Below are 24,864 nucleotides of genomic sequence, written 5' to 3'. Positions count from 1 at the left end.
CCAATGACCCAGCGCGACAACCCACCACCGACCACCGTCACCACTACCGCCAGCGACCGCTCCCGTCAGCAGCCGCCCCGTCCGGCCATCGCCTCCATCGGCGGCCGCCACCGCGTTCATTCACCACCGCCGTCAGCCACCAACCGCCGGGCCGCCGTCGCCACCGACCGGCCACTATCAACACCCCACCACCAACAGCCCAGCAACACCGCCCACCAGTCCCGAAGGGCTATCCCGCCAAAAAGTCGGCGATCGCACCCCGGAAGTACGCGGCGTCGTCCATCCACGGGTAGTGCCCAGCACCGGGCTGCACCACGACGCTGCAGCGCGGGAACAACCGCGCCGCCGACTCCGCCGCCGCAGGTGAAGGCAGCGCGTCGACTCCTCCGGCCAGCAACAACACCGGTACGTCCAACCCCGCCAACTCCTCCGGCGTCACGACCGGTGCACCCGCCGCGTAGTAGGCGGTGGCGGCGTTGGGCACGCGCATGGCGTCGGACGCGCGGGCGTGCTCTCGCGCCGTGTCGTCCCAACGTCCGTAGAAGAAAGGAGTCACCGCTGCCCAGTCGCTTCCCGCGGTGCTGCCGGCGAGCACGGCCTCGACCGCGTCCTTGACTTCGGGGTACCAAGGCTCATCAGACCGGGATTCCGCGCTCGCCCGCAGCTGCGTCAGGTCCGCGCCGATGCCGAGGGTTCGCAGGCTCGGCGTCACGAGCACCAACCGCCGCACGTGCGACGGGTACCGCAGTGCGTACCGGATCGCGATCGACGCGCCCGCCGAATGCGCCAGCACGTCCACCGGGTCGAAACCTGCGGCCGAGCGGTAGGCCTCGACGTCGTCGACGTGCAGGTCGAAGCGCAGTTCCGACGGGTCCGCGGGGCCGGACCTCCCCGTGCCGCGCAGGTGCAGCAGGTGCAGGCGGGCAGGTATTCCGCCGAGGTCGCCCAGGTACGACGGGGCGAGCAGCGGGCCTCCCGGTACGACGAGCAGTGGGGCGCCGTCGCCGAGTTCGTCATGAGCGATACCCATGAAGAGGATCATCACATGGTGCCCGAGCCCCCCTTGTTCAACTGAATCTCAGTACGAGGCGAAGTCGTCGAGGAGGCTCGAAGCGACCTCGACGTCCGGGCTGAGCTGGCGGTCGGACATGTCCGGATTGAGCTTCGACTCGGCGGCTTCGAAGGCCGCACGCAGTGCAGGTGTGTCCGGCGTGATGCCGCGCAGTCGCAGGGCTCGGACCGCCGCGACCACCTCGCACGCCAGCACCAGACGGAACGCACCCAGTGAACGCAGGGCCTGGGACGCGGACTGGAAGGCGAAGCTCGAGTTCTCCTCCTGGCCCCGCGACACAACGGCGTTGCCGATGCTCGCCGGTTCGGCGAGGGTGCGGACCTCGGCCAGCGCGGAGTTGGCGCTGTACTCGAGGATCATCACGCCCGAGCTGCCCGGCACGCCCTCGGCGAGGAACGGGCGCAGGCCGGTGAAGTTCGGCTCGACCAGCGTCGCCAGGCGGGCGGTCGACAGGTGGCCGGTGTGCAGCATCGACAGCCTCAGCCGGTCGAGTGCCTGGCCGAGGTACGCGCTGTGGAACGCGCCGTGGTGGTAGGCGGCGTCGTCTTCCGGGCCGAAGTGGTCGGCGACGATCAACGGGTTCTCCGCCGCGGCGTTGAACTCGACGTCGAGCACGCGGCCGAGGTCGGTGGCGGCGTCGACGGCCGGGCCGTGGATCTGCGGGAAGCAGCGGTAGCCGAACGGGTCCTGGATGCGGGCCGGTGGCCGGGAGGGGGCGCCGAGCAGGCGGCGCATCTCGGCGGCGACGGCGACCTGGCCGGGGTGCGGGCGGCCCAGGTGCACGCGTTCGTCGTAGGCCTCGACGGCGCCGTCGACCGCGAGGAACGACAGGGCGGCGATGACGTGGGTGGCCTTGAGCAGCTGGTGCGCGTCCTGCCAGGCGAGGCCCGCCATGCCGATGGTGAGGGCGTTGCTGCTGATCAACGCCAGTGCGTCGCCCGAGTCGAGCTCGATCGGGTCCGGGGTCTGCGTGGAGCCGAGCCAGTAGCGCTCGCCGAGCAGGGTCAGGCCGGTTTCGGCCAGCGCGGTGAGGTCACCCGTGCCGATGGCGCCGTACTCGTGCACGCCGGGGTAGCAGCTGCTGTTCAGGGCGGCGAGCAGGGCGTCGGCCACGGCTCTGCGCACGCCGGCGCCACCTGCGAGGAGCTGGTTGAGGCGCACGACCATCATGGCGCGCACCTGTTCCTCGGGGAGCATGCCGCCGAGGCCACCCGCGTGACTGCGCAGCAGGCGCAGGCCGTGCTCGGCCCAGCCCGCCGTGCTGACGATCTGGTCGCGGTTCGCGCCGACACCGGTCGTGCGGCCGTAGACCTGGCGGCGCACCACCAGGCGCTGGCTCGCGTGCCACGACGCGTCGAGCCGCGCGAGTCCGTCGTCGTGCAGGGCCACCGGCGCGTGGTACCTCGCGACGCGCACCACGTCGTCGGCGCCGAGGGACTGACCGTCCAGCACGACAGGGGAGTCATCGACCATGGCACCAATGTGAGCACATAGGGTTCAAAGGTGCTCGTACTGCATGGCCTGTGCACGACCGACGGCGTCCTCGCGCTGTGGGCCGAGGATTCCGGGCTGCCCGCACGCAGTGAGAGCACGCGCCGGGACGCGCCGCACCCGTTCGCGGCGACGGCCGAATCGCTGGCCGTCGCGCTCGGGCAGGAAGGCCTCAAGACGACGACGCGGGCGTTGCTGCTGCCGTCGTTCCCGTCGGGGCCGATGGCGTCGCCGGAGCTGGTGCGCGATCCGTTGACGGCCGGGCGCGCGCAGCGGGGCAAGGTGCAGCTGCGGCAGTGGGGCGTGCCCACGGTTCGCCTCACCGGCACGCCGGAGCGCAGTGCCGAGGTGCGGCTGAGCGACTCCGCGCGGTTCGTGTTCGACGTGCTCAAGTTCGCGGCCGACCTCGTGGATCGCGGACGCGTGCTGCCGTCGGTCGCACCGGACCAGGCCGTCGCCCGGTGGGTTCCGGTGCTGTCGGGGACGGACTCGGCGCGGTTCGCGGCACTGCAGACCGCGATGCCGCCCGCCTGCCGATGCGAGGAGATCGTCAGCGACCCGGCCGAACTGGTGCGCGCGGCGCTCACGACGGCGGTCGACGAGCAGGTGCGCGACCGGTTGAACGGCCTGGATCTCGCACCGAAACGACGTGGCCGCGCGACGACGGCGGAAGCGTGGCTCGCCGCGCTCACCAGCGAGCCCGCGTTCGACGCGGACCCGGTGGAGCTCTACGAGCTGCGCGAGCAGCTCGACCGGTGGCGTGCGAGCGCGGGCAACGAGAGCCCTGTGCGCACGTGCTTCCGGCTGCGCTCGCCGGAGCAGCGCGAAGAGGACGAGTGGGCCGTCGAGTTCCTCCTGCAGGCAGTCGACGAGCCGAGCGTCCTGGTGCCCGCGCACCAGGTGTGGTTCGCGGACGACGGCGTGCTGCGCCGCTGGATCCCCGCACCGCAGGAGCACCTGCTGGCCGACCTCGGCCGGGCGAGCAGGCTGCACCCCGACCTCGACGAGGCCTTGCGCAGCTCGCACCCGGCCGAGATGGAGATCGGAGCGGAAGGCGCTTACCGGTTCCTGACGGCGGCGCCGGTGCTGGCGCAGGCGGGGTTCGGCGTGCTGCTGCCGTCGTGGTGGCAGCAGCAGACGAAGCTGGGCCTGAAGCTCACGACGAAGAGCCGCGGCACGGCCGGAACCGTGGCCAAGGAGAGCGAGATCGGCTTGAAGTCCATTGTGGACTACAAGTGGGAGCTCGCTCTCGGCGAGGACTCACTCACCGACGCCGAGCTCGCCGAACTGGCCAGGGCGAAGGTGCCGCTGGTGAAGGTGCGCGGCCAGTGGGTGCAGGTGGACCAGAAGCGCCTCGCCGCGGGTCTCGCGTTCCTCAAGCGCGGCGGCGGGCAGATGACCGCGGCGGAGGTCATGCTCCACAGCGGACTCACCGAGGAGGACGAGAGCCTGCCGCTTCCGCTCACCTCGGTCGAGGCCGACGGCTGGCTCGGGGACCTGTTGTCCGGCAAGGCCGACGAACAGCTCGAACCCGTTGAACCGCCGGCGAACTTCGGCGCGCGGCTGCGCCCGTACCAGCAGCGCGGCCTGGCCTGGCTCGCGTTCCTCGACAAGATCGGCCTCGGCGCCTGCCTGGCCGACGACATGGGCCTCGGCAAAACCGTTCAGCTGCTGGCACTCGAAGCGCTGAACCGCGCCCACGGCAAGCGCCCGCCGACGTTGCTGATCTGCCCGATGTCGGTCGTCGGCAACTGGCAGCGCGAGGCGGCGAAGTTCACCCCCGAGCTCACCGTGCACGTGCACCACGGCGCGGACCGCCTGGACGGCGACGCGTTGCGCGAGGCCGTGGAGAGCCACGACCTGGTGCTCACCACCTACGCGCTCGCCGCCCGCGACGCAGATGCCCTGGGTGATCTCACCTGGGACCGCGTGGTCCTCGACGAGGCCCAGAACATCAAGAACAGCGCGACCCGCCAGTCCCAGGCCGTGCGCGGACTCAAGGCGCGCCATCGCGTTGCCCTCACCGGCACGCCCGTCGAGAACCGCCTGGCCGAGCTGTGGTCGATCATGGACTTCGCCAACCCCGGCGTGCTCGGCACCATCAACACCTTCCGCGCCCGCTTCGCCGTCCCGGTCGAACGCCACAACGACCAGGACGCCGCCGCCCGCCTCCGCAAGATCACGAACCCGTTCGTGCTGCGCCGCGTGAAGACCGACCCGCGCATCATCAGCGACCTGCCGGACAAGGTCGAGATGCGCCAGCTCTGCAACCTCACCACCGAGCAGGCCTCGCTCTACCAGGCCGTCGTGAACGACATGCTGGAGAAGATCGAGGAAGCCGAAGGCATCGGCCGCAAAGGCCTCGTGCTCGCGACGATGTCCAAACTCAAGCAGGTCTGCAACCACCCCGCGCACTTCCTCGGCGACGGTTCCCGCGTCGCCGGCCGCTCGGGCAAGCTCGCGCGTCTGGAAGAGGTCCTGGAGGAGGTGCTCGCCGAAGGCGACAAAGCGTTGTGCTTCACGCAGTTCACCGAGTTCGGCAGCATGCTCGTGCCCTACCTGGCCGCGCGCTTCGACACCGAGGTGATGTTCCTGCACGGCGGCACGAACAAGGCGACGCGCGACCGCATGGTCGAACGCTTCCAGGACAGCAAGGGCCCCTCGCTGTTCCTGTTGTCCCTCAAGGCAGGCGGCACCGGCCTCAACCTCACCGCGGCCAACCACGTGATCCACCTGGACCGCTGGTGGAACCCCGCCGTCGAGGACCAGGCCACCGACCGCGCGTTCCGCATCGGCCAGCGCCGCAACGTGCAGGTGCGCAAGTTCGTCTGCATCGGCACGCTCGAGGAACGCATCGACACGATGATCGAGGAAAAGCGCGCACTGGCCCAACTCGTCGTCGGCGCGGGCGAGAACTGGCTCACCGAGCTGTCGACCGCCCAGCTGCGCGACCTGCTGACCCTGTCCGGGGAGGCCGTCGGTGAGTGAGCACTGGTCCGGCGAACGCCCCCGCTACGGCAAGACCATCAAGGTCGACAACGGCCTCAAGGCCAAGAGCAAACGTGGCGACATCGGCACGACGTGGTGGTCGCGCCGCTTCATCGAGGTGCTCGAGTCGTTCGGCATGGGCGGCCGCCTCAGCCGCGGCCGCAACTACGCGCGCCAGGGCCAGGTGCTGTCACTCTCCCTCTCCACCAGCATGGTGATCGCCCTGGTGCAGGGCTCACGACCCACGCCGTACAAGGCGCGCATCGCGATCAAGGCGTTCACCACCCCGGAATGGCAGCGCATCGAACACGCCCTGGCGGGCAAAGCCCTGTACGCGGCCAAACTGCTGGCAGGCGAGATGCCCGCCGACATCGAAACCCTGTTCGCCTCGCTCGGCCTCCAACTCTTCCCCGCCACGCAGCGCGAGATGACGATGGACTGCACCTGCCCGGACTGGGAAGTGCCGTGCAAGCACCTCGCCGCCACCTGCTACCTGCTGGCGGAGTCGTTCGACAACGACCCGTTCGAGATCCTCGCCTGGCGCGGCCGCAGCCGCGAGGACCTCCTCGAACGCCTCCGCACGCTCCGCGGCACCACCCGAGCAGTGGCGGCCCGCGAAGAAGCACCACCCCTGACGAAGTGCCTGGACACGTTCTGGCAGAAGCAGACGACGTCGAGTCTGACCCTCGGCGACCCCACGGCGGAGGTGCGGCCGGACGCGGTGCTCGACCAGCTCGACGCCGTGCCGATCACCGTGCGTCAGTCGAACCTCGTCGACCTGCTGCGCCCGGCCTACCAGGCGCTCAAGCCGACCGACTAGAACAGCTCGCTGATCTCCTTCCACGTGAACGCGTCGGCCCAGCCCTGGCCGTCGCGCAGCCACCCGACGAAGGCCGTGTGGACCTTCTCGGCCGACACCGTCATCGTCTGGAAGTGCTCGACGGGCGAGCCGGCGCGGTGCTCGAGCTGGTAGAGACCGTCGGGGCGTTGCCACACCTGGATGTAGGTGTGGTCGTCGCCCGCCTCGGACAGGACCACGACGCTGTCGCGGGCCATGCCGAGGACCGCCGACTCGACCTCGGCATCGGTCGGGGTCGTGGTGCGGCGGATTCGGGTTCCCTCCAGCACGGCGTGCCGGTGATCAGTCATGCCGCATCTTGGCACCGGGACTGTGTTTGGACGGCGGGTGGGGTGATCAGGTCGCCGTTGCGGCGTCAGCGGTTCAGATGAGATGTGTTGGTGCGTATAGGGATGGGCCCTTTCGGTTGTTGATCGGGTGGAGTGCGGACAGGAGGTGGCTGCGGGTAGTAGTGGATGTACGCCAACACGGTGCGGTTGGAGGGCTGGTTGATGGAGACACGGCGACTCGGTCGTTGACGGCCTGCCACCACAAGGCTTTTGGTGCGAAGTGCTCGGCGGCGCCATGAATGCTCGCGAGCGCGGCGCAGTTGGAGCCGGCGGCTGTCCGCGCAACGGTTTGCGGGCAGTGAGCCGGTTTGCTCGGCGGCCAGCCTTCCCCGTTGGTTCGCCTGCGGTCCGGCTGCAGTGGGAGGCGGAAGACAGGACGGCTCGGGTTCTTGGCCGTGTGGTGCAGCACAGCTTCTCGTGTGCATGCTTGCCAGCGTGTCGCAGGTATGCGTGCGTGGTGCGGCTGGGCGTGATGGCCGTTCGCTGGACGCCTGCGGACGAGGTAGGGCCGTGGACCCGTTGGGGCGCTGCGGACCGGGCGCGGTGGCGCGGTGGGCAGGGCGGCTCGGGTCGGATCGGCGGGCGCGGCGTGACGGGTGGTGGGGTCGGCCGGGGTGGGCGGGCGGCGGGGACCGCCCGTGCACGGTGGGGTCAGTGGGGGAGTTTTGGCCTGGAGCGGTTGGCCAGGAGGGCCACACCGGCGCCGGCGAGGCCTACCTGGAGAGCCAGTTCGATCCAGTCGATGCCCGGTGTGTCGGCCACGCCCAGGACGGTGGCCGCCGCGGTGCCCAGGAGGGCGGCGACGATGCCGACGAGGATGGTCGCCAGCAGCGACACGTGTTGCCTGCCCGGGACCACCAGCCGGCCCAGACCGCCGATGACGGCTCCGAAGAGCAGCGCGGTGAACAAGCCGCTGATTTCCACTGTTACCCCCTGAGACTCTGGTGCTTGCTACTCCAGGGTCCGCCGGGCAGGGATCTGGCGAATCAGGTCTTTCCCTGAGTGGTCCCTGACTTTCCCCCTAGCAGCGCGGCGGCCGCCGGGGACAGTTCGCGGCCCGGGACGTCCGGGTCGCAGCCCACCCTCGCCAGGCGGGCGCGGATGGCGGTGGCGGAGCGTTGCATCTCTTCGGCCAGGAACTTGATGAGTGCGGTCGGGTTGTTGTCGATCGGGGCGAGCCAGGCGGTGCGCAGTTCGGTGTCGAGGGGTTCGGTCCAGGGCTGGTTGGCGTTGGCGTGGCGGCTCGGGCGGCTGCGCAGGCGCGTGTGGGCGCCCAGGACGCGGGACAGGAGCTTGCCGACCGTGGCGCCGCCTTCGACGGGCATGCGAAGGCGGCCGTCCGCGATCACCTCGCCCGAGTCGAGCGATCCCAGCAGGTCCAGCACCAGGGACTCGTCCGAGTCCGTCGTCGCGCTCAGCCGGTAGTTGACCTCGCCGAGCTTGATCTCGTTGTGGAAGGTGGATGTCATGGGGTCGACGTTAGGGAGGGGGTCTGACGGTTTTTCCGGGTTGGGGGCTTCAGAGGCGGTTGTGAACGAGGAGTTCACTCGAAGGGGTGGCCCAGAGATTCTTCGCCAGCGTCGCGAACACCACGGTGCAGCCGTCCGCGCTGATCGTCGGCGCCACCGAGAAGTTGTTGCCCTGCCTGCCGAAGCGCTCGCTCAGGCGGACGACGGCACCGGAAACCACGTCCTTGAGGAACACGTCGTCCACGGTGTTGGTGTCGTGTCGCACCAGGTTCGAGGCCAGCGACGAGAACACGACGAACCGGCCGTCCGCGCTCACCGACGGCTGGTACGGCTGCGCGTCCGACACCGTCCCGTCAGGACGCGTGTTCACCCGCGTGATCGCCTTGGTGCGCAGGTCCTTCATGAAGATGTCCGGTGTGTCCTCGGTGTCACCGGGCACCAACGTGTCGCCCCACGCCACGAACAACACGCGCGAACCATCAGGCGTGATGGCCGGCATCAACGTGTAGGAGGAGGTCTGCGCACCTGAAGCAGACACGTTGACCCGTTCCACCGCACCGGAAACAACGTCCTTCACGAACATGTCCACGCTGCCGTTCGTGTCACCCGGCACCAGGTTCGTCGCGGCGGAGGGGAAGACGACCAGCCGTCCGTCGGCGCTCATCGCGAGGCCGTGGTGCACGAGCTTGTCGCCCTGCACACCGGAAGCCGACGTGCTGATGCGCGTCACCCTCCCCGAAGAGCGATCTGTCAGGAACACGTCCGCCACGCTGTTGGTGTCCCCCTCCACCAACGTCGACGCCTCCGACCGGAACGCCACGTAACGCCCGTCGGCGGACATAGCCGGACTGCCGTACGCCGGACCGTTCCCACCACTCACGCGCTCGACGCGTCCGGTGCGCATGTCCGTCACGAACACGTCGTCGACGCCGTTGGTGTCACCGGGGACGAGGTTCGACGCCGACGACACGAACGCCACGAACCGTCCGTCCGCACTCAACGCGGGTGGGTCGAACGACGGCCCGTTCCCGCCACGCGACGCGGACCGCACGACACCGGTCCGCAAGTCCGAAACGAAAACGTCGGACACACCGTTGCGGTCTCCGTGCACGAGGTTCGACGCGAGAGAGGGAAAGGCGACATAGCGCCCGTCAGCGCTGATCACCGGTGTCGTGGAGTCGCCGTTGCCGCGCGTCAGAGGTCTGAGCACCGAGAACGACGCGGAAGCCGACGACGACAGGCCCACCACGAGCACAGCGGTCACAACGAGAGATTTGCCGAACACGGACGTGCACCACCCTAGGTCGCGGGGCGGCGACACCAGCCTAGCCCGAAGTCACGGAACTTCGACCGGTTCCGAGGTCGGCCACGTTCGCCGCGGCACGGCCCGCGCCCCACCCCGCCGCCGACCGCACCGTCACGCGCGAGGTGCGCGTACGCGTGAACATCTCGTTGAACAACGTGTCCACGGCCTGCTTGCGATCGGCCAGCACCGGCAGCAACCGCTCGTCGGAGACGGGAGCGTCGTCCTCCAGCCGCTCGCCGATCCGCGACGCGTAGGCCACCAGGAACGCCTTCCGGAACGGCCGGGAGCGCGCCTCGCTGCCCTTGCCCGCACGCCCACCTGCGGCGACCATCGCCCGCGTCGCCTGCACCAGCAACGACGTCGACAGCAGCTCGATGCTCTCCAGGTCCACCTCGTCGCCGACCAGCGCGACGAACCCGAACCCGTCGTAGGCGACCGCACGCGACCTGAACGCCTTGGCCACCACCTGCACGAGCTGCGACTTCTCCTTGAAGTAGCTCTTGTCGAGCCACATCCGCCGCGACGTCGCGAGCGCCGGCAGGTCCGCGTCCAGCATCGCCCTTTCGAGCGCGTGCCGGTTCATCAGCTCCTGGGCTTTCGCTGACAACGCCTCCGCTTCCTCGGGGAACGAGGTCGACTCGGCCTTCGCCAACAGCCCGCGTACGCGGTTGAGCACCTTCGGGTCGACTCCCGCGCGCACGGCCGACATCAACCCGTCGCCCGGCAACGGCAGGATGCGTGGCAACGAGGGAAACCGGACGAGGTACGCCAACAGCTCAGAGGCCGTGCGTGACGCGAACGGCAGTGTCTCGATATGACGCTCGGCCCACGCCTCCAGCAACGGTCCTTCCCACCACACGGAGGCGCCGATCTCGTCGAGCTGCCGCTGCCAGCGCGGGTGCACGGTCGCCGCGGGATGAGGCGAACAGGACAAAGCGATCACGTCCACCACGAGGGAGGTGGCCGACTCGTCGAGCGAACGCGACACCATCTCGCGAACGTCGTAGGGCAGCCAGCCCCGCTGCCACAGCCCGTCGACCGCTTTCACCAGTTCCACGACAGGCAGTATGAGACGTCCGCCATGTGCCAAGGTCGGGGACCACCTGGTAGACACGGGATGTGATCGAGCTCCAGTTCCGCGGCCGGACGGTCGTCCGCGACCACGCGCTGGTGATGGCGATCATCAACCGCACCCCGGACTCGTTCTACGACAAGGGCGCCACCTACGCCGAGGACGTCGCGATGGAGGCCGTCCACCGCGTCGTCGACGAGGGCGCGGACATCGTCGACATCGGCGGCGTGAAGGCGGGCCCCGGCGACCTCGTCGACTCCGACGAAGAAGTGCGTCGCGTCGTGCCGTTCATCGCGCGCGTACGAGAGGCGTACCCGGACCTCATCATCAGCAGCGACACGTGGCGTGCGGACGTCGGCCGGCTCGCCTGCGAGGCCGGTGCCGACCTGCTCAACGACACGTGGGCGGGCGCCGACCCGCACCTGGCCGAGGTCGCCGCGGAGTACGGCGCCGGCTACGTCTGCTCGCACACGGGCGGTGTGAAACCCCGTACGCGGCCGCATAGGGTTAGTTACCCGGACCTCGTGGCGGACGTCATCGCGGAGACGACCGCGCACGCGGAGAGGGTGGTCGCACTCGGTGTGCCTCGCAAGAGCGTGCTGATCGACCCCACACACGACTTCGGCAAGAACACATGGCACAGCCTCGCGCTGGTGCGGCACACGGACGCGTTGGTCGCGACCGGGTGGCCGGTGCTGATGGCGTTGTCCAACAAGGACTTCGTCGGGGAGACCCTCGGCGTAGAACTGCACGAGCGCGTCGAGGGCACCCTCGTCGCGACGGCGATCGCGGCGTTGGCGGGCGCCGCGGTGTTCCGCGCGCACGAAGTGGCGCGCACCAGACGAGTACTCGAGTCCGTCGCTCGACTTGCGCTGGAGGTATGAGGTGGACGACGTCTTCGCCCGGTTTTCGGAGAACCGGTGGGACGACTTCCTCGACGAGCTCGACAAGATCCGTGTGAGCGTGATCGACCCCGCGGAACGGCAGCAGGTGAAGGCGACCGCGCGCCGCGACGCCCGTGAGGCGGCCTCTCAGCCGTTGCTCGTGCGGATGGCCATGGCGGACCACTACCTGAACCTGCTCGCCATCGGCGTGTGGGCCGGCGACGAGAGCTGGCGCGCTGAACTGCGTGACCTCGTCGTCTCTCTCGTGCCCGAGGACGACGAGTCGCACGACGACGCGCTGTTGAGCTCGGTCATCGCCGTGGTGCTCGCACAGCTGCTGCAGGACGCACGGCTGCGTGGTGGCTCCGAGGCCGACGTCATCGCACGGTCGGCGTGGGAGAAGGCGCAGGAGTGGGCGGCCTACGCGGAGGACCGTCACGTCGAACGGCTCCTGCACGCCTCCACGGAGGCCGGCGCGCGCGTTGTGACGGCCTCGGAGGTCCAGGAGGTCGTCGAACTGGCCACGGCGGCCGCGGACGACCAGCACGCGGAGACCCTCGCGGCGCTGGAGGCGGAGGGCCTCTCCGCGGAGGTCATGAACGGCGTGTGGGTCGTGGACGGGGACTTCCGGAACCCCGTGCGGGCCGCCGCGCGCGCAATCACGCTGACCGGCTACGGATGCGTTCTCGCGCGCAATGTGCGGCAATCCGCCGTGATGCTGTGGCACGAGAACACGCTCGCCATGGCGGACTCGAAGGTGCCGCGCTGGCGCGTCTACCCGATCCTCGCGCCCGTTACTCCGCAATCGAAGTTTTCGGGTGGTGAAGGCCTGCCGTTCACCCGCGAGACACACCCGTTGGCACCTGCTCCGGAAGTCGTCCGCCGGTTGGCCGACGCCGTTGGTGTCAACCTGTCTCATCTGCTGGCGGCATTGCGGTGAAAGGGTGATCTTTGACTTTCCGCAACCTCGACTCGTTATCTTGGTGTCATGCCCAGATTTGCCGAGTTCGATGTGGAAGGCCTGCGTAAATCCAGCGCCGTCGCGGACTTTCCCTGGTCAGAGACGTGGGTCACGTTGATCCGCGTCGATGCCAAGGGAGTTGTCCGGCAAGCCAAGTCGTTGACGGAGAAAGCTTCTTTGCTGACCGTCGCGTCGGACAAGGACCTCGTCATCGCGTCCTGCCCGGAGATTTACGCCGTCGACGACCTGTCGGCGGCCCGTGCCGCCGTCAGGGCTTCGGTCGCACGCGAAATGATGCCAAGCCTCGGATGAATGACTCCCGCCACTCGGGCTCAGCGGCGAGCGCGAGTTCCGGGAAACGCCGAAGAAGCGTTCTGAACGCGATCTCGCCCTCGATGCGAGCCAGCCGCGCCCCGACGCAGTAGTGGATCCCGTGCCCGAACGCGACGTGTGCGTTTCGGCCCAGCTGCAACACGTCAGGATCCGCGAACCGGGACGGGTCCCGGTTCGCTGCCCCCAGCGAGATCATGACCTGTGAAGACTTCGGAATCGTGACCCCTCCGATCACCACGTCGGAGGTCGCGACGCGTATCAGCCCCGTGGGGAACGGCCCGTCGAAGCGCAGGAGCTCCTCGACGGCGTCCGGGATCAGGATCGGGTCGTCGATCAGCCTCCGCTTCATGGCGGGATCGCGCAGCAGCGCGAGCAGACCGTTGCCGATGAGCTGCACGGTGGTCTCGTGGCCCGCTGTGATGAGCAACACGAGGTTCGCCACGAGGTTCGGTTCGTCGCGGAGCTCGGTGATGACGTCGTCGCCGGGCTCCTTGGTGTCCAGGAGGTTCTGGACGTACACGGCGAACCGGCCGTAGGCGTCGACCATCGTCTCCGGTGCGATCAGCTCGGACGAGAGAGTGCGGACCAGGTTCCTGTCCTGTGCGGGCACACCCAGAAGTTCGCAGATGACGGCGATCGGCAGCGGGTAGGCGAACGTGCCGATGACGTCGACCTCTTCTTCGGTCTCCCATGTGTCCAACAGCTCGTCGGTGATCTGCTGGATGCGCGGCCGTAGCGCCTCCACTCGCCGTGTGGAGAACGCGCGCGCGATGGGCTTGCGCTGTCGTGTGTGTTCCGGCGGGTCGGTGTGGTTGAGCATTCCGCCCGGCATGAACGCACTGCTGAGGCCGGGGTGGCTGAGTGCCTGCACGACGTCGTCATAGCGGGCGATCATCCACGACGTCTGGCCGTCCGGGGTCTCGACCAGCGCGGGTCCCTGCTCGAGCCACTTGTCGAAGTACGGGATCGGATCGCTGAAGAAGCTCATGGTCTCAGCGTGGCGTTTGGGCTGTTCAGGGGCATGAGTAGGCGATCACCCATCTCCCGGTCGCGGATCACCTAGTGCCGCAACCGGCAGCCTTTGCCCCGTATTTCGACGTTCAGACGGGTGCATCGTGGTGCCGGCCCCGCGTCCTCATCCTGGTCGGCTGTGGGCGTGGGGCCGGTGCCGCGAGGCGCCCTGCTGGGCGCCGGAAGACGCGGTGAAGGTTGCCGGTTGCGGCACTAGCCTGGCGGGATGGGGTGGCCGTTCGTGGGGAGGGACGCCGAACTCGTCGCGGTCCGGCGTGCGGTGCGCGGCGCCGGGCTGATCGTGGCCGGATCGGCCGGTGTCGGCAAGACGCGCCTGGTGGATGAGGTGGCGTGCGACGTCCGGCTGCGAGCCACCGCGGCGATGTCGGTGATTCCGCTCGGCGTGATGGCGCCCTTCTTGCCGTCGGTGGAGCCCTCGCCGTTGGCGATGCTGCACGCAGCGCACGACGTGTTGCGGGGGCGCGTTGTAGTTGTTGATGACATGCATCTGCTCGATGACGCGTCGGCAGGCTTGTTGCACATGCTCGTTCAGCACCGCGAGGCCGTGGTGGTGGCGACGTTGCGGTCGGGCGAACGGATGCCGGATCCCGTCGTGGCGCTGTGGAAGGACGAGCTGCTGCCGCGCATCGAGCTGCCACCGCTCGGGCAGGCCGAGGTGACCGAGGTGCTGTCCACCGTGCTGGGCGGTGCCGTGGAGAGCACGTCGGCAAAACGGCTGTGGACTGCCTGCGCGGGCAACATGTTGCTGCTGCGGGAGATGCACTTCGCGGCGGAGTGGGTCGAGCGCAACGGGATCTGGTCGTTGGAAGGCCCGCTGCCCCTCTCGCCGCGCCTGGTGGAGCTGATCGAGGCGCACCTCGCCGCGGTGCCGGACGAGGATCGCCGCGTCCTGGAGCTGCTCGCGTTCGGCGAGCCGCTCGACCTGGCCGCCTCCGAAGCGTTGGACGGCCTTGTCGTCGTGACGGACGACGGACTGCGGCTGGGGCATCCGTTGTACGGCGAGGTGTTGCGCGCGCAGTGCCCGCCTTTGCGCAAGCGGAACCATCAGCGCTATCTGGCTTCGGTGCTCGACGATCCGCTCCGTGTTGCAGTGTTGCGTCTTGAGAGCGGAACGGCAGACGACCCGTCCCTGCTGTTGACCGCCGCGCAGATGGCCACTGCGAGAGGTGCGGTTGCACTGGCAGAACGACTCGCACGTGCCGCATGGGCGGTTGGTGGTGGTGTGGAGGCCGGTCTGCTGTTGGCGCAGGTTTTGGTGTTCAGCGACCGGCCGGCGGAGGCCGAAGAGGTCTTCGCGATGGTCTCCACCGACGACGACTCACCCGTGGTGCGCGCCATTCGCGCGATGAACCTGGCCTGGGGGCTCGGGCGCGTCGAAGAGGCCGCCGGCATGCTCGAGATGAACGCCGCACGGGTGAACCTGCTGTTCGACGCGGGGAAGTACGCCGAAGCGCGCGCGATGCTGACCGGTGAGGAACCGGAAGAGGCCGCCATCCTCGCGATGATCGACGCGGTGGAGGGCCGGTACGTCGGACCGTTTCCCGAGGTGCCGAAGCGTGAGGACCACACGTTGGCGTGGGAGACCACGCGGTTCGCCGAGGTGTTCGCGCTGTCGTTGCACGGCGACCTGGCCGGCGCGGAACGCATTGCCGTGCAAGCGCATGAGGAGAAGTCCGAGTGGGACTCCATGCGGTCCACATGGGCGGTCGCGCGGGCTGGGATCGCACGGGCGCGTGGTCAGCTGGAAGACGCGCGCAGGTTGCTGCGAGAAGCTCGAACCGTGCGGCCGTTCGCCCAGTTGTGCTTACTTGCGTCCATAGAGGCGATGTTGGGCAACGACGCGAGAGAGTTGCTCGCCGCCGCGGAGAAGCAAGTACCGCAAGGGATGCGACCGTCCCGCTACGGGCTGTGGGACGCGCGGATCTGGGCGGGCGGCACGTCGCCGTTCGAAGCCGCCGCAGACTTCCGCGCGCACGGCGAGTTCGCCGCGGAGGCGTTGATGCTGTACGAGGCCGTGCGGCTCGGGCACGCGGATGGTGCGGCCGCCCGGCTTCGTGAGCTCGCCGAGACGACCACCGGGTTGCTGGTGCCGGTTTACGCCGCGCATGCGGATGCGTTGGTGCGCAACGATTCCGCGGCGCTGGTCGCGGTGGCGGCCCGGTTCGAGGAGGCCGGGATGATGCTGCACGCGGCGGAAGCTGCTGCGGCATCGGGGGATCGTGCGTTGTTCAGCCGTTTGGTCGCGTTCTGCCAAGGAGCGCGCACGCCCGCGTTGGCCCTCATGACGGCACCGGCGCTCACGAGGCGGGAGCGCGAGATCGCCGCCCTGGCCGCGCGAGGACTGACGAACCGGGAGATCGCCGAGTCGCTGGTGATCTCCGTGCGCACCGTCGACAACCACCTCTCGAACGCCTACGCGAAGCTCGGCATCACGACCCGCGGCGAGCTCGCGTTAGTCCTATCGGATGACAGCGGATAACAGAAAGCACGGGTCCGAACGACAGGCCCGGCATGGGCAACGCGTACGCGGTCGTCGACGTCGAAACCACCGGGCTCTCACCTGGTCACCACCACCGGGTGATCGAGGTCGCCGTCGTCCACGTCGACGAGACCGGTCGCCGGGTCGACGAGTGGTGCACGCTCGTCAACCCGCGACGTGACCTCGGGGCCCAGCACGTCCACGGCATCACCGCGGCCGAGGCACGCCGTGCACCGGACTTCGCCGCCATCGCGCCCGAGCTCGCCGCGAGGCTCTCCGGCCGGGTGCTCGTCGCGCACAACCTGTCGTTCGACCTGCGGTTCCTGCAGGCGGAGTTTGCCCGGCTGGGGCACGAGCTCCCCGCGTCGGGCGTGTGCACGATGGAACTCGCCGGACGGTACCTCGGTGCTTCGTCGCGTTCGCTCGCCGCGTGCTGTTCGGTGGCCGGAGTGCCGATGGGCGTCGCGCACTCCGCGTTGCACGACGCGCGCGCGTCCGCGGGTCTGCTCGTGCGCTGCCTTGACCGCGTGGGTGACGTCGAGCCGGTGCGGCTGGAACTGCCGCGAACCGGTGCATTCGCGGTGCAACGCACCCGCGCTCATGGGGCCGAACAACACTTTCTTGCGAAGCTCGTGCGACTGCTGCCCCGCGTGGAGACGCCGTGGGGCGACGAGTACCTCGACGTGCTGGACCGGGCGTTGGTCGACCGGCACCTCTCGGTGGACGAGCAGGAGGAGCTGCTCGACGTGGCTCAGGCGCTCGACCTCGGCCTGCCACAGGTGATGGAGCTGCACCGCGGTTACCTCGCCGCGCTGGCCGAAGTGGCGTGGGAGGACGGCCGGTTGTCCGCCGACGAGGAAGCCGATCTCCGGCTGGTCGCGTCGTTGCTCGGGGTCGACGTGGCCGAGGTGTTGCGGCCCTCTGTCCGGCTCTCGCTGGGCGACCTCGTCGTCTTCACCGGCGAGATGCGTGAGCCGCGTGACGTGTGGGAGAGCCGCGCGTCGTCGGCGGGGCTCACGGTGAAGGGCGGCGTCACCAAACGCACGGCGCTGGTGATCGCGGCGGATCCGGACACCATGTCGGGCAAGGCGGACAAGGCGCGCGCGTACGGCATTCCTGTCGTGTCCGAGGACTTGTTCGCAGGACTGCTCGGTGAGCTCACGGGCGGTGCGCTGTGATCGGCCACTTCGTGTTGCATCACGTCGTAACGGACCATGAGGACGTTGTGGCGCTCTGGTACGTGAATCCCGATGGCGTGAACACCGGCGCGTGGATCGTGCCGGCGGAAGAGGCGTTCACCTACCGCACCACAGCACGCCGTCTGGTGGACCTGTGCGCGGATCGGTTGCTGATCGGCTGGGACCCGTCGCTCGACCTGGTGCGGAGGCTGGAGTCGGCCGCGGGCACGCCGCCGCGGCGCTGGGTGGCGATGTCGATCTCGGACGCGCTGGCCGAGATCGGCGAGATCCGTGCCGCCTGTGAGAAACGGGTCGAGGAGCACCGCGCGGAGAACCCGGCGGTCGTGCCGTTGGAGTGGCAGGTCGACATCCCGGATCCGTTGCCCGCCACGGAGGAGGAGATGCACCGGTACGCGAGGCTCCGTCCTCCCTCGTTCGCTCCGGGTGCCGCGGCCGGGGTGCTGCGGGCGTGCCACCTGGTGCGGTGGACGGTGCGGCGCTGGCAGGAGACAGCGGCGGCGATGGAACGGCGCAGCTACCTGAAGGAAGAGTTCGGAACACCGGAAGTGCTTCCACCGCACTGGTTCCGCGCGATGACGGAGGCGATGGCGGATCATCCGGGACTGCGCAGGCGACTGGTGGGAGGGCGCGCGTGAACGACGTGACGCGAGTGGCCAGGCTGATCCGCGAACGCAACCGGGTCGATGCCGCGCTGTCGGCGTGCATCCGGCGACCGGCGCTGCCGGGACACCTCGGTGACTGGATCGCCGCACAGGTTTTCGGCATCGAGCTGGAGCAGGGCACGACGGCCAGGGGCGTCGACGGACGGTTCACCGACGGGCGGACCGTGAACATCAGGTGGTACCTGAAGCGGGACAACCTGCTCGACCTGCGCGAGGACGGACCGGAGCTCTACCTGGTGCTGACGGGGCCGCGGGCGCCGGCGGAGAGCTCGGCCGGCACCGTGCGGCCGATGGTCGTGGACGCCGTCTACCTGTTCGACGCCGCTGCTGTTGTGGCTGATCTACGCGCGCGTGGGCGCAAGATCGGCGTTGCGTCCAGCGTGCGTGGTGAGCTGTGGGAGGCCGCGGAGATCTATCCGCGGCGCAACCCGGCGTTCCCCGTGACTGAAGAGCAACGCGAAATGCTGGCCCTCTTCGCCGGTTAGTCCTCGTCTGCTCTGAGGCTGTGGCCGTCCCACGTGAAGCGGACCGTCGTCACGGCGTCGTCGCCATCGGTTCCGGTCGTGAGCTGGTGGATCGCGATGCCGGTCAGCTCCTGGTAGTCGCACCACTCGTGGTCCGACGTGAGCACCAGGTCCAGGTCGAAGTTGACCAGCAGCTCCAGCAGCTGGCCGCGGTTGGTGGCGTCGACACCGACGAACACCTCGTCCAGCAGGATCAGGCGGGGTGAGTTCGGTGTGGCGTGGTAGTGGGCGGCTGCCGCGGCGAACAGCGGCAGGTGCAGCACGATGGCCTTCTCACCGCCGGACAACGCGCCGTGGACGCGTTTGGTCACCGGGACCCAGCCTTCGCCGCGATCCACCTTCACGACGAACTGGTGCCACGTCGTGTAGTCCAGCACCTGGGCGAGTTGTTGTTCCCAGCCCGTTGCGGTGTCGTGTGCGCGTGCCTCTTCTACGCGCTCGCGGAAGAACTGGTGCAGCAACGCGCGTTCTTCGGCGTCGAGGTCCGAGCGCAACAGGAGGTCACGGGCTTCGCGGGTGCCTGGTGGGAGTTGGGGATCCACCTGCCAGACGAGCTGCACGCGGATGCCTGAGGCGGTTTGGACGCGCTCCAGGTGCTGATTCATGGTTTCGACGAGCTCGGAGGCGCCCTGGATCCGTTGGGCGATGTGCCGTCGGGTGTCACCGGTGAGCGTCTGGTCGAAGAGATCGCGTTCGCCGTCGGTGATGTGTGTGCGCATGCGTTCGCGTTCGGCCTGCAACGCCTGGAACAGCGCGTTGGCGCCCATGCGCGCGCCGTCCAGGGTTGCGCTCAGCACGGTGACGTCGTCGTCGGGGTCGAGGGACAGGTCGATGCGGCCGGCCAGCTGTTGCTGTGCCTGGTGCACCGCCATACCGAGGCGGGACTCGGCGTCGCGGATCAGCTGTGCATCGACAGGTCCCTCCGGCACGTCACCCGCGTCGGTGGGCAGGTGGCCGCTGGTGAGGTGGCGATAGCGTGCTTCGGCCGCGTCACGGACGACGGTGGCTTCCGCGGCACGTGCGGTGTCTATCTTGCGCTTCTCCTCCAGCGTGCCGAGTGTGCGCGCCAGCCCAGTTTGCTTGTACTGCAGCGTTTCGCGTTCCTCGGCCAGAGCGAGTGCCTTGGTTCGCAACGAGATCAGCTGCTGGTCCAGCGCGTGGAACTCGGAGCCCGCGGAGCGTTCGACGGTCTCCAGCGTGATGGCGAGGTCGGCGGCTTCCTGCTGGCGAGCGGCGGCGGTCTCCTCGGCCTCGTCGGCGAGCGAACCGCTCAGTGCGGCGCGGCTCAAAGCGTCGTGAGAGATCGCTTCTGCCGTGAACGCGCCATGGCGGTCATCCAGCCAACGGTGACCCGCGTTGCGGAACGCCGACACCTCCTCCGTGTCCGGCACATCAGTGTCGATGGCGCGGAGGGTTTCGGCCACGGTGGCCTCGGTCTCCGCCACCCGCCGGGTCGCGGCGGCCACGGCGTCCTTCCGCGCCGCACACCGCAACTGGGCCTTGGTGCGCTGGTCCTCGGCGATCTCGATCGGGTCCGTCGACGGTTGCCGGGAGAGCTCGCCCGCCAAGGTCGCTCGGCGCACGGCGATCTGGTTCAGCGCGGCGTCCACCCCGGACAGGTCGGTCGCCAGCTGCTCGATCAGGCCGGTGAGCTCGGCGATGCGGCCCGCTCGTGCGCGTTTGCGGGAGTCCGCGCCGATGTAGGCGGGGGCGGGCTTGGTCCAGCGGCCGTGGACGATGGCCAGGCGCCACGTCCCGTCCGCACCGATGGCGGCGGTGTGGCCGGTGGCCGTCTCCCCGAACGCGATGCCCTGGAGAAAACGATGGCAGCGGTCGTCGTCGGTGACGAGCACTTCCAGCAGCGTGCGACCGGGAGCGGGCGAGGCGAGCAGTGGTTCTGCGAAGCGGTCGTGGTCGGAGAGGCCGAACGACGTGCCCGGAGTGAACCAGGCATCGAGCAGGCCCGACGCCTCCAGAGCCGCCTCGACTGCGGCGCACACGGCCGGTGGCGTGCCAGGGCGGAAGTCGACCAAACGCCACAGAGGGGCGCCCCCGGCAGAAGAACGGTATTCGCCGTTGCGCGTGTACGGCGCGGGCGGCGGCACGTCGACCTGATTGGCGAGCTTCTCGCGGATGGCGTTGTACTGCGCGAGTTGGCCGTTCAACGCCGTGCGCGTCTCGTGCAGGCGTGCCTCGATGCGACTGAATTCCTCACGGGCGAGGGCGCCGGCTTCCGCTACCTCGTCGTGTTCGGAGACGCGCAGCTCAGAACAGCCGTGCGTCCACGTTTCGAAGTCCGCGCCGAACTTCGCAAACGCTTGCTCGAACGCCTGCTGCGCCACGGCTTCCGCTTCCGTGGCCAGTTCGAGCTCTTCACGAGTCTCTTCCAGCCGTTGGCGTGCGGCATCCCGTGCGTCGATTGCTCTTTCGTGGGCGGCAACGGCACGCTGGACCGAGCTGATCTCTGCGGTGCGTGCGTCCACAGCGGCCGTGAGCAGCTGACGGCCCGCACGTGCGTCGGTGTCCGCGTCGATCTCGTCGAACACCGACGGCATACCGGCCCGTTCGGCAGCCTCTCGGGCCTCCGCGGCCGAACGCCGCAGGTCGTCAGCGCGAGCAGCGGCATCTGCCTTGGCCTGCTCGGCCTGTTCGTCCTCGGCAACAGCCCGAGCACGGAGCTTCGCCGCGTGCGCGGCCGCCTCGGACGCGCGAAGGTTCGCGGAAGAAAGCTGCTGCCGCAACAGGTCGAGCTGCTTGCCCTCCTGGTAGGCGGGCAGGTCGGAGATGCCGGCGATCTCGGCGTCGACCGCGCTCGCCTCCCGTCCCAGCGCCGTGAGCTGCTCGAACGCTTCGTCGGTCAGCGCGATCTGCCGCTGGTAACGGCGCTCGCTCATCCGTGCGGCCCGCGTCAGGTCTTCGAGCTGCTCAGAAGAAGACGACAACGCATGGGCAGCCGCACCGAGAACGCGCTGCGCATAGGTGCGTTGGACGCCCGCGAGCCGTTCGGCGGTGGCGATGTCCTCGTCGAGCCGCCGCAGCTCCTCTCGCTGGTGGTCGAGCCGTTCGAACCCTTCGGCGATCTCGGTGAGATCGGACTGGTCCAGCGGCGGAAGCGCCTTGGACAGCAACGAGGACAGCATGCCCGGGTCGAGCCGTTCGGACAGCTTCGGCGTGCGCAGCTGCAGCAACGCCGTGATGAGCGAGTCGTACCGTTGCTCGCTCACGCCAGGGAACAAAGTCGTCCGCACCGTGTGGCGGTAGTCGGCTGGTGAGGCGTGCACGACGCCGTGTTCACCAATCGCCGCAACCAGATCGTCCTTGGTCAACGGTCGACCGGCTTCGTCCACCAGCGCCAGGTCGCCCACCCGCAACGACGTGGTGAAGTACGTCGCGGTGACGTTGGAGGTGTTCGTGGTCGCCTGCAGCCGCGCACCGCAGGTGAACCACTCCTCGCCGTGCTGGAACTCCAGCCAGAGGTAACCAACGCGCGTGCTGCCCTGGTTGCCCTCGCCCATGAGGTTCCAGTGCATGGTGCGGTCCGCGCTGCCGAACGTCGACAGGCGGTGCGGGCGCAGGTTCGCGTCGAAGAGGTACGGCAGCAGCAGCTCGAGCGCCTTCGACTTGCCCGTGCCGTTGGGACCTCTGAGCAACAGTCTGCCCTGGTAGAACGAGAAGATCTCGTCGTAGTAGCGCCAGACGTTGATGATCCCGGCGCGACTCGGTTGCCACCGGTCAGTCATGCAGCTCCTCCACCGCGTACCTGGCCGCCGCGGGCAGCCTGCGAACGGTGCCGTTCTCCGTGCGCGCGAGCCCGAACGCCTCCAGCAGCGCGAGCCCTTCCGCCGCGAGCCTGCCCGCACCACCGTCCGACTGGTAGGCGGTGGCCCAGTTGCGGAACTTCGTGAGCAGTTCGCGTGCTTCTTCGACGAGGTCCTCGAACCGTGCGGGACCTTGTGCCAACCGGTCGAGCAACAACAACGCCGCGACCTTCGCGTTGCTGTCGTCGTCCGGAAACCTCGTGTCCGTGGCGATCGCGTCAGCATCTACCACGAGAAACCCCTCGGCGCGTTCCTCCAGTGTGCAGCCGGCGAGCCCGATGCCGGTCTGCACGACCTTGCGGCCGGTGGGAGACGTCAGGAACGCGAGCTGACTCGCGGTGAGCTCGTCCCGGTACACCACGGGATCGTCGATCAGCCGGCGCATGGTGGAGTGCCGTTGCCACAGGCTGCGGTGCGCGCTCTCGTACCGGGTCTCGCGAGTGAGGTCCTCGATGGTGTCCACTGTGGAGGGCGGTACCGGCGCGGCCAGCAGCCGGGTGATGAGCGACGGGTCGGCACGGAGGTGTTCGCCGCCTTCGATGACACCGTTCTCCTCGAGGAAGGTCAGCACGTCGGCCAGCGCCGTCCTGTCGCTGCGCCGGTCGAGGTCGAACGACGGGAGCCCGTCCGCGGCGGCGGCTTGCTTGATGCGCGTGGTCAGCACGTCAACGGTCGTCGTCGGAGACGCCAGCAACTCGGCACACACGAGACACAACAACATGTACCGCCGCCTGTCGAACAGCGGTCGCGTGCAATCCGGCCGTTGCGTCGTCTTGAAGAGACGCGCGTATCCAGCGCGTGGCTCCACATGCACACGCCAGCCACAGTAGTAGTCGAACCACTTCACGATCGGTTCGCGACGCCTTCTGATGAGATCGAAACCGTCGTGGTCGTACACAGCGGAGACCAACGGCCGTGCGAGCAACAACCGCACACCGCGCGCCACCTCCTCGCTCTCCAACCGTGCGAGCTGGTTTCCGGTTCGGCTCATCGGCTCTGCACGTCGATCACGTAGTCAGGCCCGCTCAAGGTGCCCTTCTGGGTGGTGATGGTCGCCCAGCCGCGGGCGTTGCGGAGGTTGATCTGCATCCGCCCGTCGCTCGTGCCGGCCGTGCGCGTTCCGGTGCTGTCCGGATCGCTGCCGAGAGCCCGCCCGACCAGGTCGATCAGCCGGTGGAACGTGTCGTGGTCGAGGTTGGTCAGCGTGGAGATCCGGATCGGCCCGTCGGTCTGGATCTGCCGCCACGCGTGTTCGAGCTCGGCGCGTTCCTTCTCGGCCTGCACACGGCGGTTGCGTCGCACCTCGTCGACGTTGCGGACCTTGCCGGTGCTGCCGAGGTGGTCCTGCTTGCCGGTCGTGCGCAGCTGCGGCGACACGGCCACCGGCGGCGTGTTGTGCCACGGCTCAGCGCTCGGGATCAACTCCCCGTCGGCGTGCGCGATGTGAGCGTGCCGCGCGGGCCACAACCCGAACGCCGCGTTGAACAGCTCGTGCGCCTCGTCCTCGGACTCGGTCCTGGCGAACCACTTGGCCAGCGCCCTGAAGTCGGCGGCGGTGTTGGTCGGCCTCTTGCGCTGCTCACTGATCCGGTCGAGCACACGCAGCAGCTGCACAATCGCCCTCCGCGCAACATCCTGCAGTTCGTCGACGTTGTGAAACCACGCCTTAAGGCCGTCCCACGCCCGTGCACGCTCATCGAGCCAATGCGCGTCCTGGTAGAGATCAGCGCCATTGCGCGCGCGTTCATGCAACTTGACGACGTCGATGTCGCTGATCTTCGCGCGCACGTGCTGCTTGCGCGCGTCGAGGTCCGCAACGAAGTCCCGCAGATAGGTGACCGTGGTGCGCTTGACGTCCTGAAACGTGGCCAGATCGGTCTGCTCATCCCTGAGCAGCCGCTGCAGATCCGCGTTGAACCGCGTGGTGTTGGCCCGGAGGGCGCCGAGGTGTGCCTCGAGCTCCATGAGGGCCGTGAACGCGCGCCGGTCATCCGTCGTCTCCGCGAGCTCGTCGAGCCGATCTGAAATCGCGTCGAGCACCGCGGTCTGCAAAGACCCGCTGCTGGTCAGCGTGCTCAGCGCGTGCTCGACTCCCGCGTACGCCGCCTCACCGAGCTTGGTGAGCCCGTACCGCTGCTGCGCGGAGTCGAGCAACCCCCACTGACGCAGAGCAGCGAGCGACGCGGCCAGCTCGTCCTCCGTCACCTGTTCGGTCCAGCCGACGTGCCTCAGTCGTTGCTGCACGTCGTCGATGGTGAGAACGGTCTCCAGGCGCCCGTTCGCCACCCCGAACACGCGCAGGACCGCTGTGTGCAGCTCCGCGTGGTCGGTCGTGGTGAAGCGGAACAGGTCCGCGGGCACCCGAGAAAACGTCGTCACCTGTGTC

At 68.9% G+C, this 24,864-nt stretch carries 20 protein-coding genes; 9 read left to right on the top strand and 11 right to left on the bottom strand.

What is annotated here, in order from left to right; genetic code table 11:
• Positions 1 to 229 precede the first annotated feature (229 nt).
• Complete coding sequence (locus ACFOWZ_RS33995; RefSeq protein ID WP_382378048.1) at positions 230 to 1,030, bottom strand: alpha/beta fold hydrolase; 801 nt, start codon at positions 1,028 to 1,030, stop codon at positions 230 to 232.
• 48 nt (positions 1,031 to 1,078) lie between these two features.
• Entirely contained in the window at positions 1,079 to 2,545 is a 1,467-nt protein-coding gene (locus ACFOWZ_RS33990) for an aromatic amino acid ammonia-lyase (RefSeq protein ID WP_382378047.1), read from the bottom strand.
• A gap of 30 nt (positions 2,546 to 2,575) precedes the next feature.
• On the opposite strand from ACFOWZ_RS33990, the gene ACFOWZ_RS33985 reads away from it, so the two are divergent.
• Together ACFOWZ_RS33985 and ACFOWZ_RS33980 are read left to right on the top strand one after the other, a co-directional pair.
• Positions 2,576 to 5,551 carry a DEAD/DEAH box helicase gene (locus ACFOWZ_RS33985; RefSeq protein WP_382378046.1) on the top strand — a complete coding sequence of 992 codons (2,976 nt, stop codon included), beginning with the start codon at positions 2,576 to 2,578 and terminating at the stop codon, positions 5,549 to 5,551.
• Positions 5,544 to 6,371, top strand: coding sequence for an SWIM zinc finger family protein (locus tag ACFOWZ_RS33980; RefSeq protein WP_382378045.1), 828 nt, complete (start codon positions 5,544 to 5,546; stop codon positions 6,369 to 6,371). The genes ACFOWZ_RS33985 and ACFOWZ_RS33980 overlap by 8 nt, the downstream gene beginning before the upstream one ends.
• Here the strand turns inward: ACFOWZ_RS33980 and ACFOWZ_RS33975 are convergent.
• The 5 genes from ACFOWZ_RS33975 to ACFOWZ_RS33955 all read right to left on the bottom strand — a co-directional run bounded on the left by ACFOWZ_RS33975 (position 6,368) and on the right by ACFOWZ_RS33955 (position 10,571).
• Positions 6,368 to 6,700, bottom strand: a complete 333-nt coding sequence (locus ACFOWZ_RS33975) for a hypothetical protein (RefSeq protein WP_382378044.1) — start codon at positions 6,698 to 6,700, stop codon at positions 6,368 to 6,370. The two genes, ACFOWZ_RS33980 and ACFOWZ_RS33975, sit on opposite strands and share 4 nt — an antisense overlap.
• A 690-nt stretch (positions 6,701 to 7,390) precedes the next feature.
• Complete coding sequence (locus tag ACFOWZ_RS33970) at positions 7,391 to 7,663, bottom strand: GlsB/YeaQ/YmgE family stress response membrane protein (RefSeq protein WP_382378043.1); 273 nt, start codon at positions 7,661 to 7,663, stop codon at positions 7,391 to 7,393.
• 62 nt (positions 7,664 to 7,725) lie between these two features.
• A complete protein-coding gene (locus ACFOWZ_RS33965) occupies positions 7,726 to 8,208 on the bottom strand; it encodes a hypothetical protein (protein ID WP_035910469.1) in 483 nt (160 codons plus the stop codon).
• Positions 8,209 to 8,257: 49 nt separating this feature from the next.
• On the bottom strand, positions 8,258 to 9,472 hold the full coding sequence (locus ACFOWZ_RS33960; RefSeq protein ID WP_382378042.1) for a TolB family protein: 1,215 nt from the start codon (positions 9,470 to 9,472) through the stop codon (positions 8,258 to 8,260).
• 61 nt (positions 9,473 to 9,533) lie between these two features.
• A complete protein-coding gene (locus ACFOWZ_RS33955; protein WP_382378041.1) occupies positions 9,534 to 10,571 on the bottom strand; it encodes a DUF2786 domain-containing protein in 1,038 nt (345 codons plus the stop codon).
• Between the two features lie 62 nt (positions 10,572 to 10,633).
• Here ACFOWZ_RS33955 and folP point away from each other — a divergent pair, with 62 nt between their 5' ends.
• Genes folP through ACFOWZ_RS33940 form a run of 3 tightly spaced genes read left to right on the top strand, consistent with a single transcriptional unit; the run spans position 10,634 to position 12,743 of the window.
• A complete protein-coding gene (gene folP / locus ACFOWZ_RS33950) occupies positions 10,634 to 11,470 on the top strand; it encodes a dihydropteroate synthase (RefSeq protein WP_030468385.1) in 837 nt (278 codons plus the stop codon).
• 1 nt (position 11,471) lies between these two features.
• Entirely contained in the window at positions 11,472 to 12,410 is a 939-nt protein-coding gene (locus ACFOWZ_RS33945) for a hypothetical protein (RefSeq protein WP_382378040.1), read from the top strand.
• Between the two features lie 48 nt (positions 12,411 to 12,458).
• Positions 12,459 to 12,743 carry a hypothetical protein gene (locus tag ACFOWZ_RS33940; protein ID WP_382378039.1) on the top strand — a complete coding sequence of 95 codons (285 nt, stop codon included), beginning with the start codon at positions 12,459 to 12,461 and terminating at the stop codon, positions 12,741 to 12,743.
• Here the strand turns inward: ACFOWZ_RS33940 and ACFOWZ_RS33935 are convergent.
• A complete protein-coding gene (locus tag ACFOWZ_RS33935) occupies positions 12,700 to 13,752 on the bottom strand; it encodes a cytochrome P450 family protein (protein ID WP_382378038.1) in 1,053 nt (350 codons plus the stop codon). The two genes, ACFOWZ_RS33940 and ACFOWZ_RS33935, sit on opposite strands and share 44 nt — an antisense overlap.
• Positions 13,753 to 14,001: 249 nt before the next feature.
• Here ACFOWZ_RS33935 and ACFOWZ_RS33930 point away from each other — a divergent pair, with 249 nt between their 5' ends.
• Genes ACFOWZ_RS33930 through ACFOWZ_RS33915 form a run of 4 tightly spaced genes read left to right on the top strand, consistent with a single transcriptional unit; the run spans position 14,002 to position 18,621 of the window.
• Positions 14,002 to 16,275 (top strand): LuxR C-terminal-related transcriptional regulator, encoded by a 2,274-nt coding sequence (locus tag ACFOWZ_RS33930; RefSeq protein ID WP_382378037.1) that lies wholly within the window; start codon positions 14,002 to 14,004, stop codon positions 16,273 to 16,275.
• A gap of 32 nt (positions 16,276 to 16,307) precedes the next feature.
• On the top strand, positions 16,308 to 17,453 hold the full coding sequence (locus ACFOWZ_RS33925; protein WP_382378036.1) for an exonuclease domain-containing protein: 1,146 nt from the start codon (positions 16,308 to 16,310) through the stop codon (positions 17,451 to 17,453).
• Positions 17,454 to 17,500: 47 nt separating this feature from the next.
• Positions 17,501 to 18,109 carry a DUF6218 family protein gene (locus ACFOWZ_RS33920; RefSeq protein WP_382378035.1) on the top strand — a complete coding sequence of 203 codons (609 nt, stop codon included), beginning with the start codon at positions 17,501 to 17,503 and terminating at the stop codon, positions 18,107 to 18,109.
• The gene (locus tag ACFOWZ_RS33915; protein WP_382378034.1) at positions 18,106 to 18,621 is read left to right on the top strand and encodes a hypothetical protein; all 516 of its coding nucleotides are present in this window, start codon (positions 18,106 to 18,108) and stop codon (positions 18,619 to 18,621) included. The genes ACFOWZ_RS33920 and ACFOWZ_RS33915 overlap by 4 nt, the downstream gene beginning before the upstream one ends.
• Here ACFOWZ_RS33915 and ACFOWZ_RS33910 read toward each other — a convergent pair.
• The 3 genes from ACFOWZ_RS33910 to ACFOWZ_RS33900 are packed head-to-tail and all read right to left on the bottom strand — an operon-like array spanning position 18,618 to position 24,857.
• Entirely contained in the window at positions 18,618 to 22,400 is a 3,783-nt protein-coding gene (locus ACFOWZ_RS33910; RefSeq protein WP_382378033.1) for an SbcC/MukB-like Walker B domain-containing protein, read from the bottom strand. The two genes, ACFOWZ_RS33915 and ACFOWZ_RS33910, sit on opposite strands and share 4 nt — an antisense overlap.
• Positions 22,393 to 23,469 (bottom strand): TIGR02678 family protein, encoded by a 1,077-nt coding sequence (locus tag ACFOWZ_RS33905; RefSeq protein ID WP_382378032.1) that lies wholly within the window; start codon positions 23,467 to 23,469, stop codon positions 22,393 to 22,395. The genes ACFOWZ_RS33910 and ACFOWZ_RS33905 overlap by 8 nt, the downstream gene beginning before the upstream one ends.
• On the bottom strand, positions 23,466 to 24,857 hold the full coding sequence (locus ACFOWZ_RS33900; RefSeq protein WP_382378031.1) for a TIGR02677 family protein: 1,392 nt from the start codon (positions 24,855 to 24,857) through the stop codon (positions 23,466 to 23,468). Before ACFOWZ_RS33900 ends, ACFOWZ_RS33905 begins: the two co-directional genes overlap by 4 nt.
• Positions 24,858 to 24,864: the final 7 nt, after the last annotated feature.

This window comes from Lentzea rhizosphaerae, from assembly GCF_042649515.1.
Lineage (GTDB): Bacteria > Actinomycetota > Actinomycetes > Mycobacteriales > Pseudonocardiaceae > Lentzea > Lentzea aerocolonigenes.
This window is presented reverse-complemented; position numbering and strand designations above follow the sequence as displayed.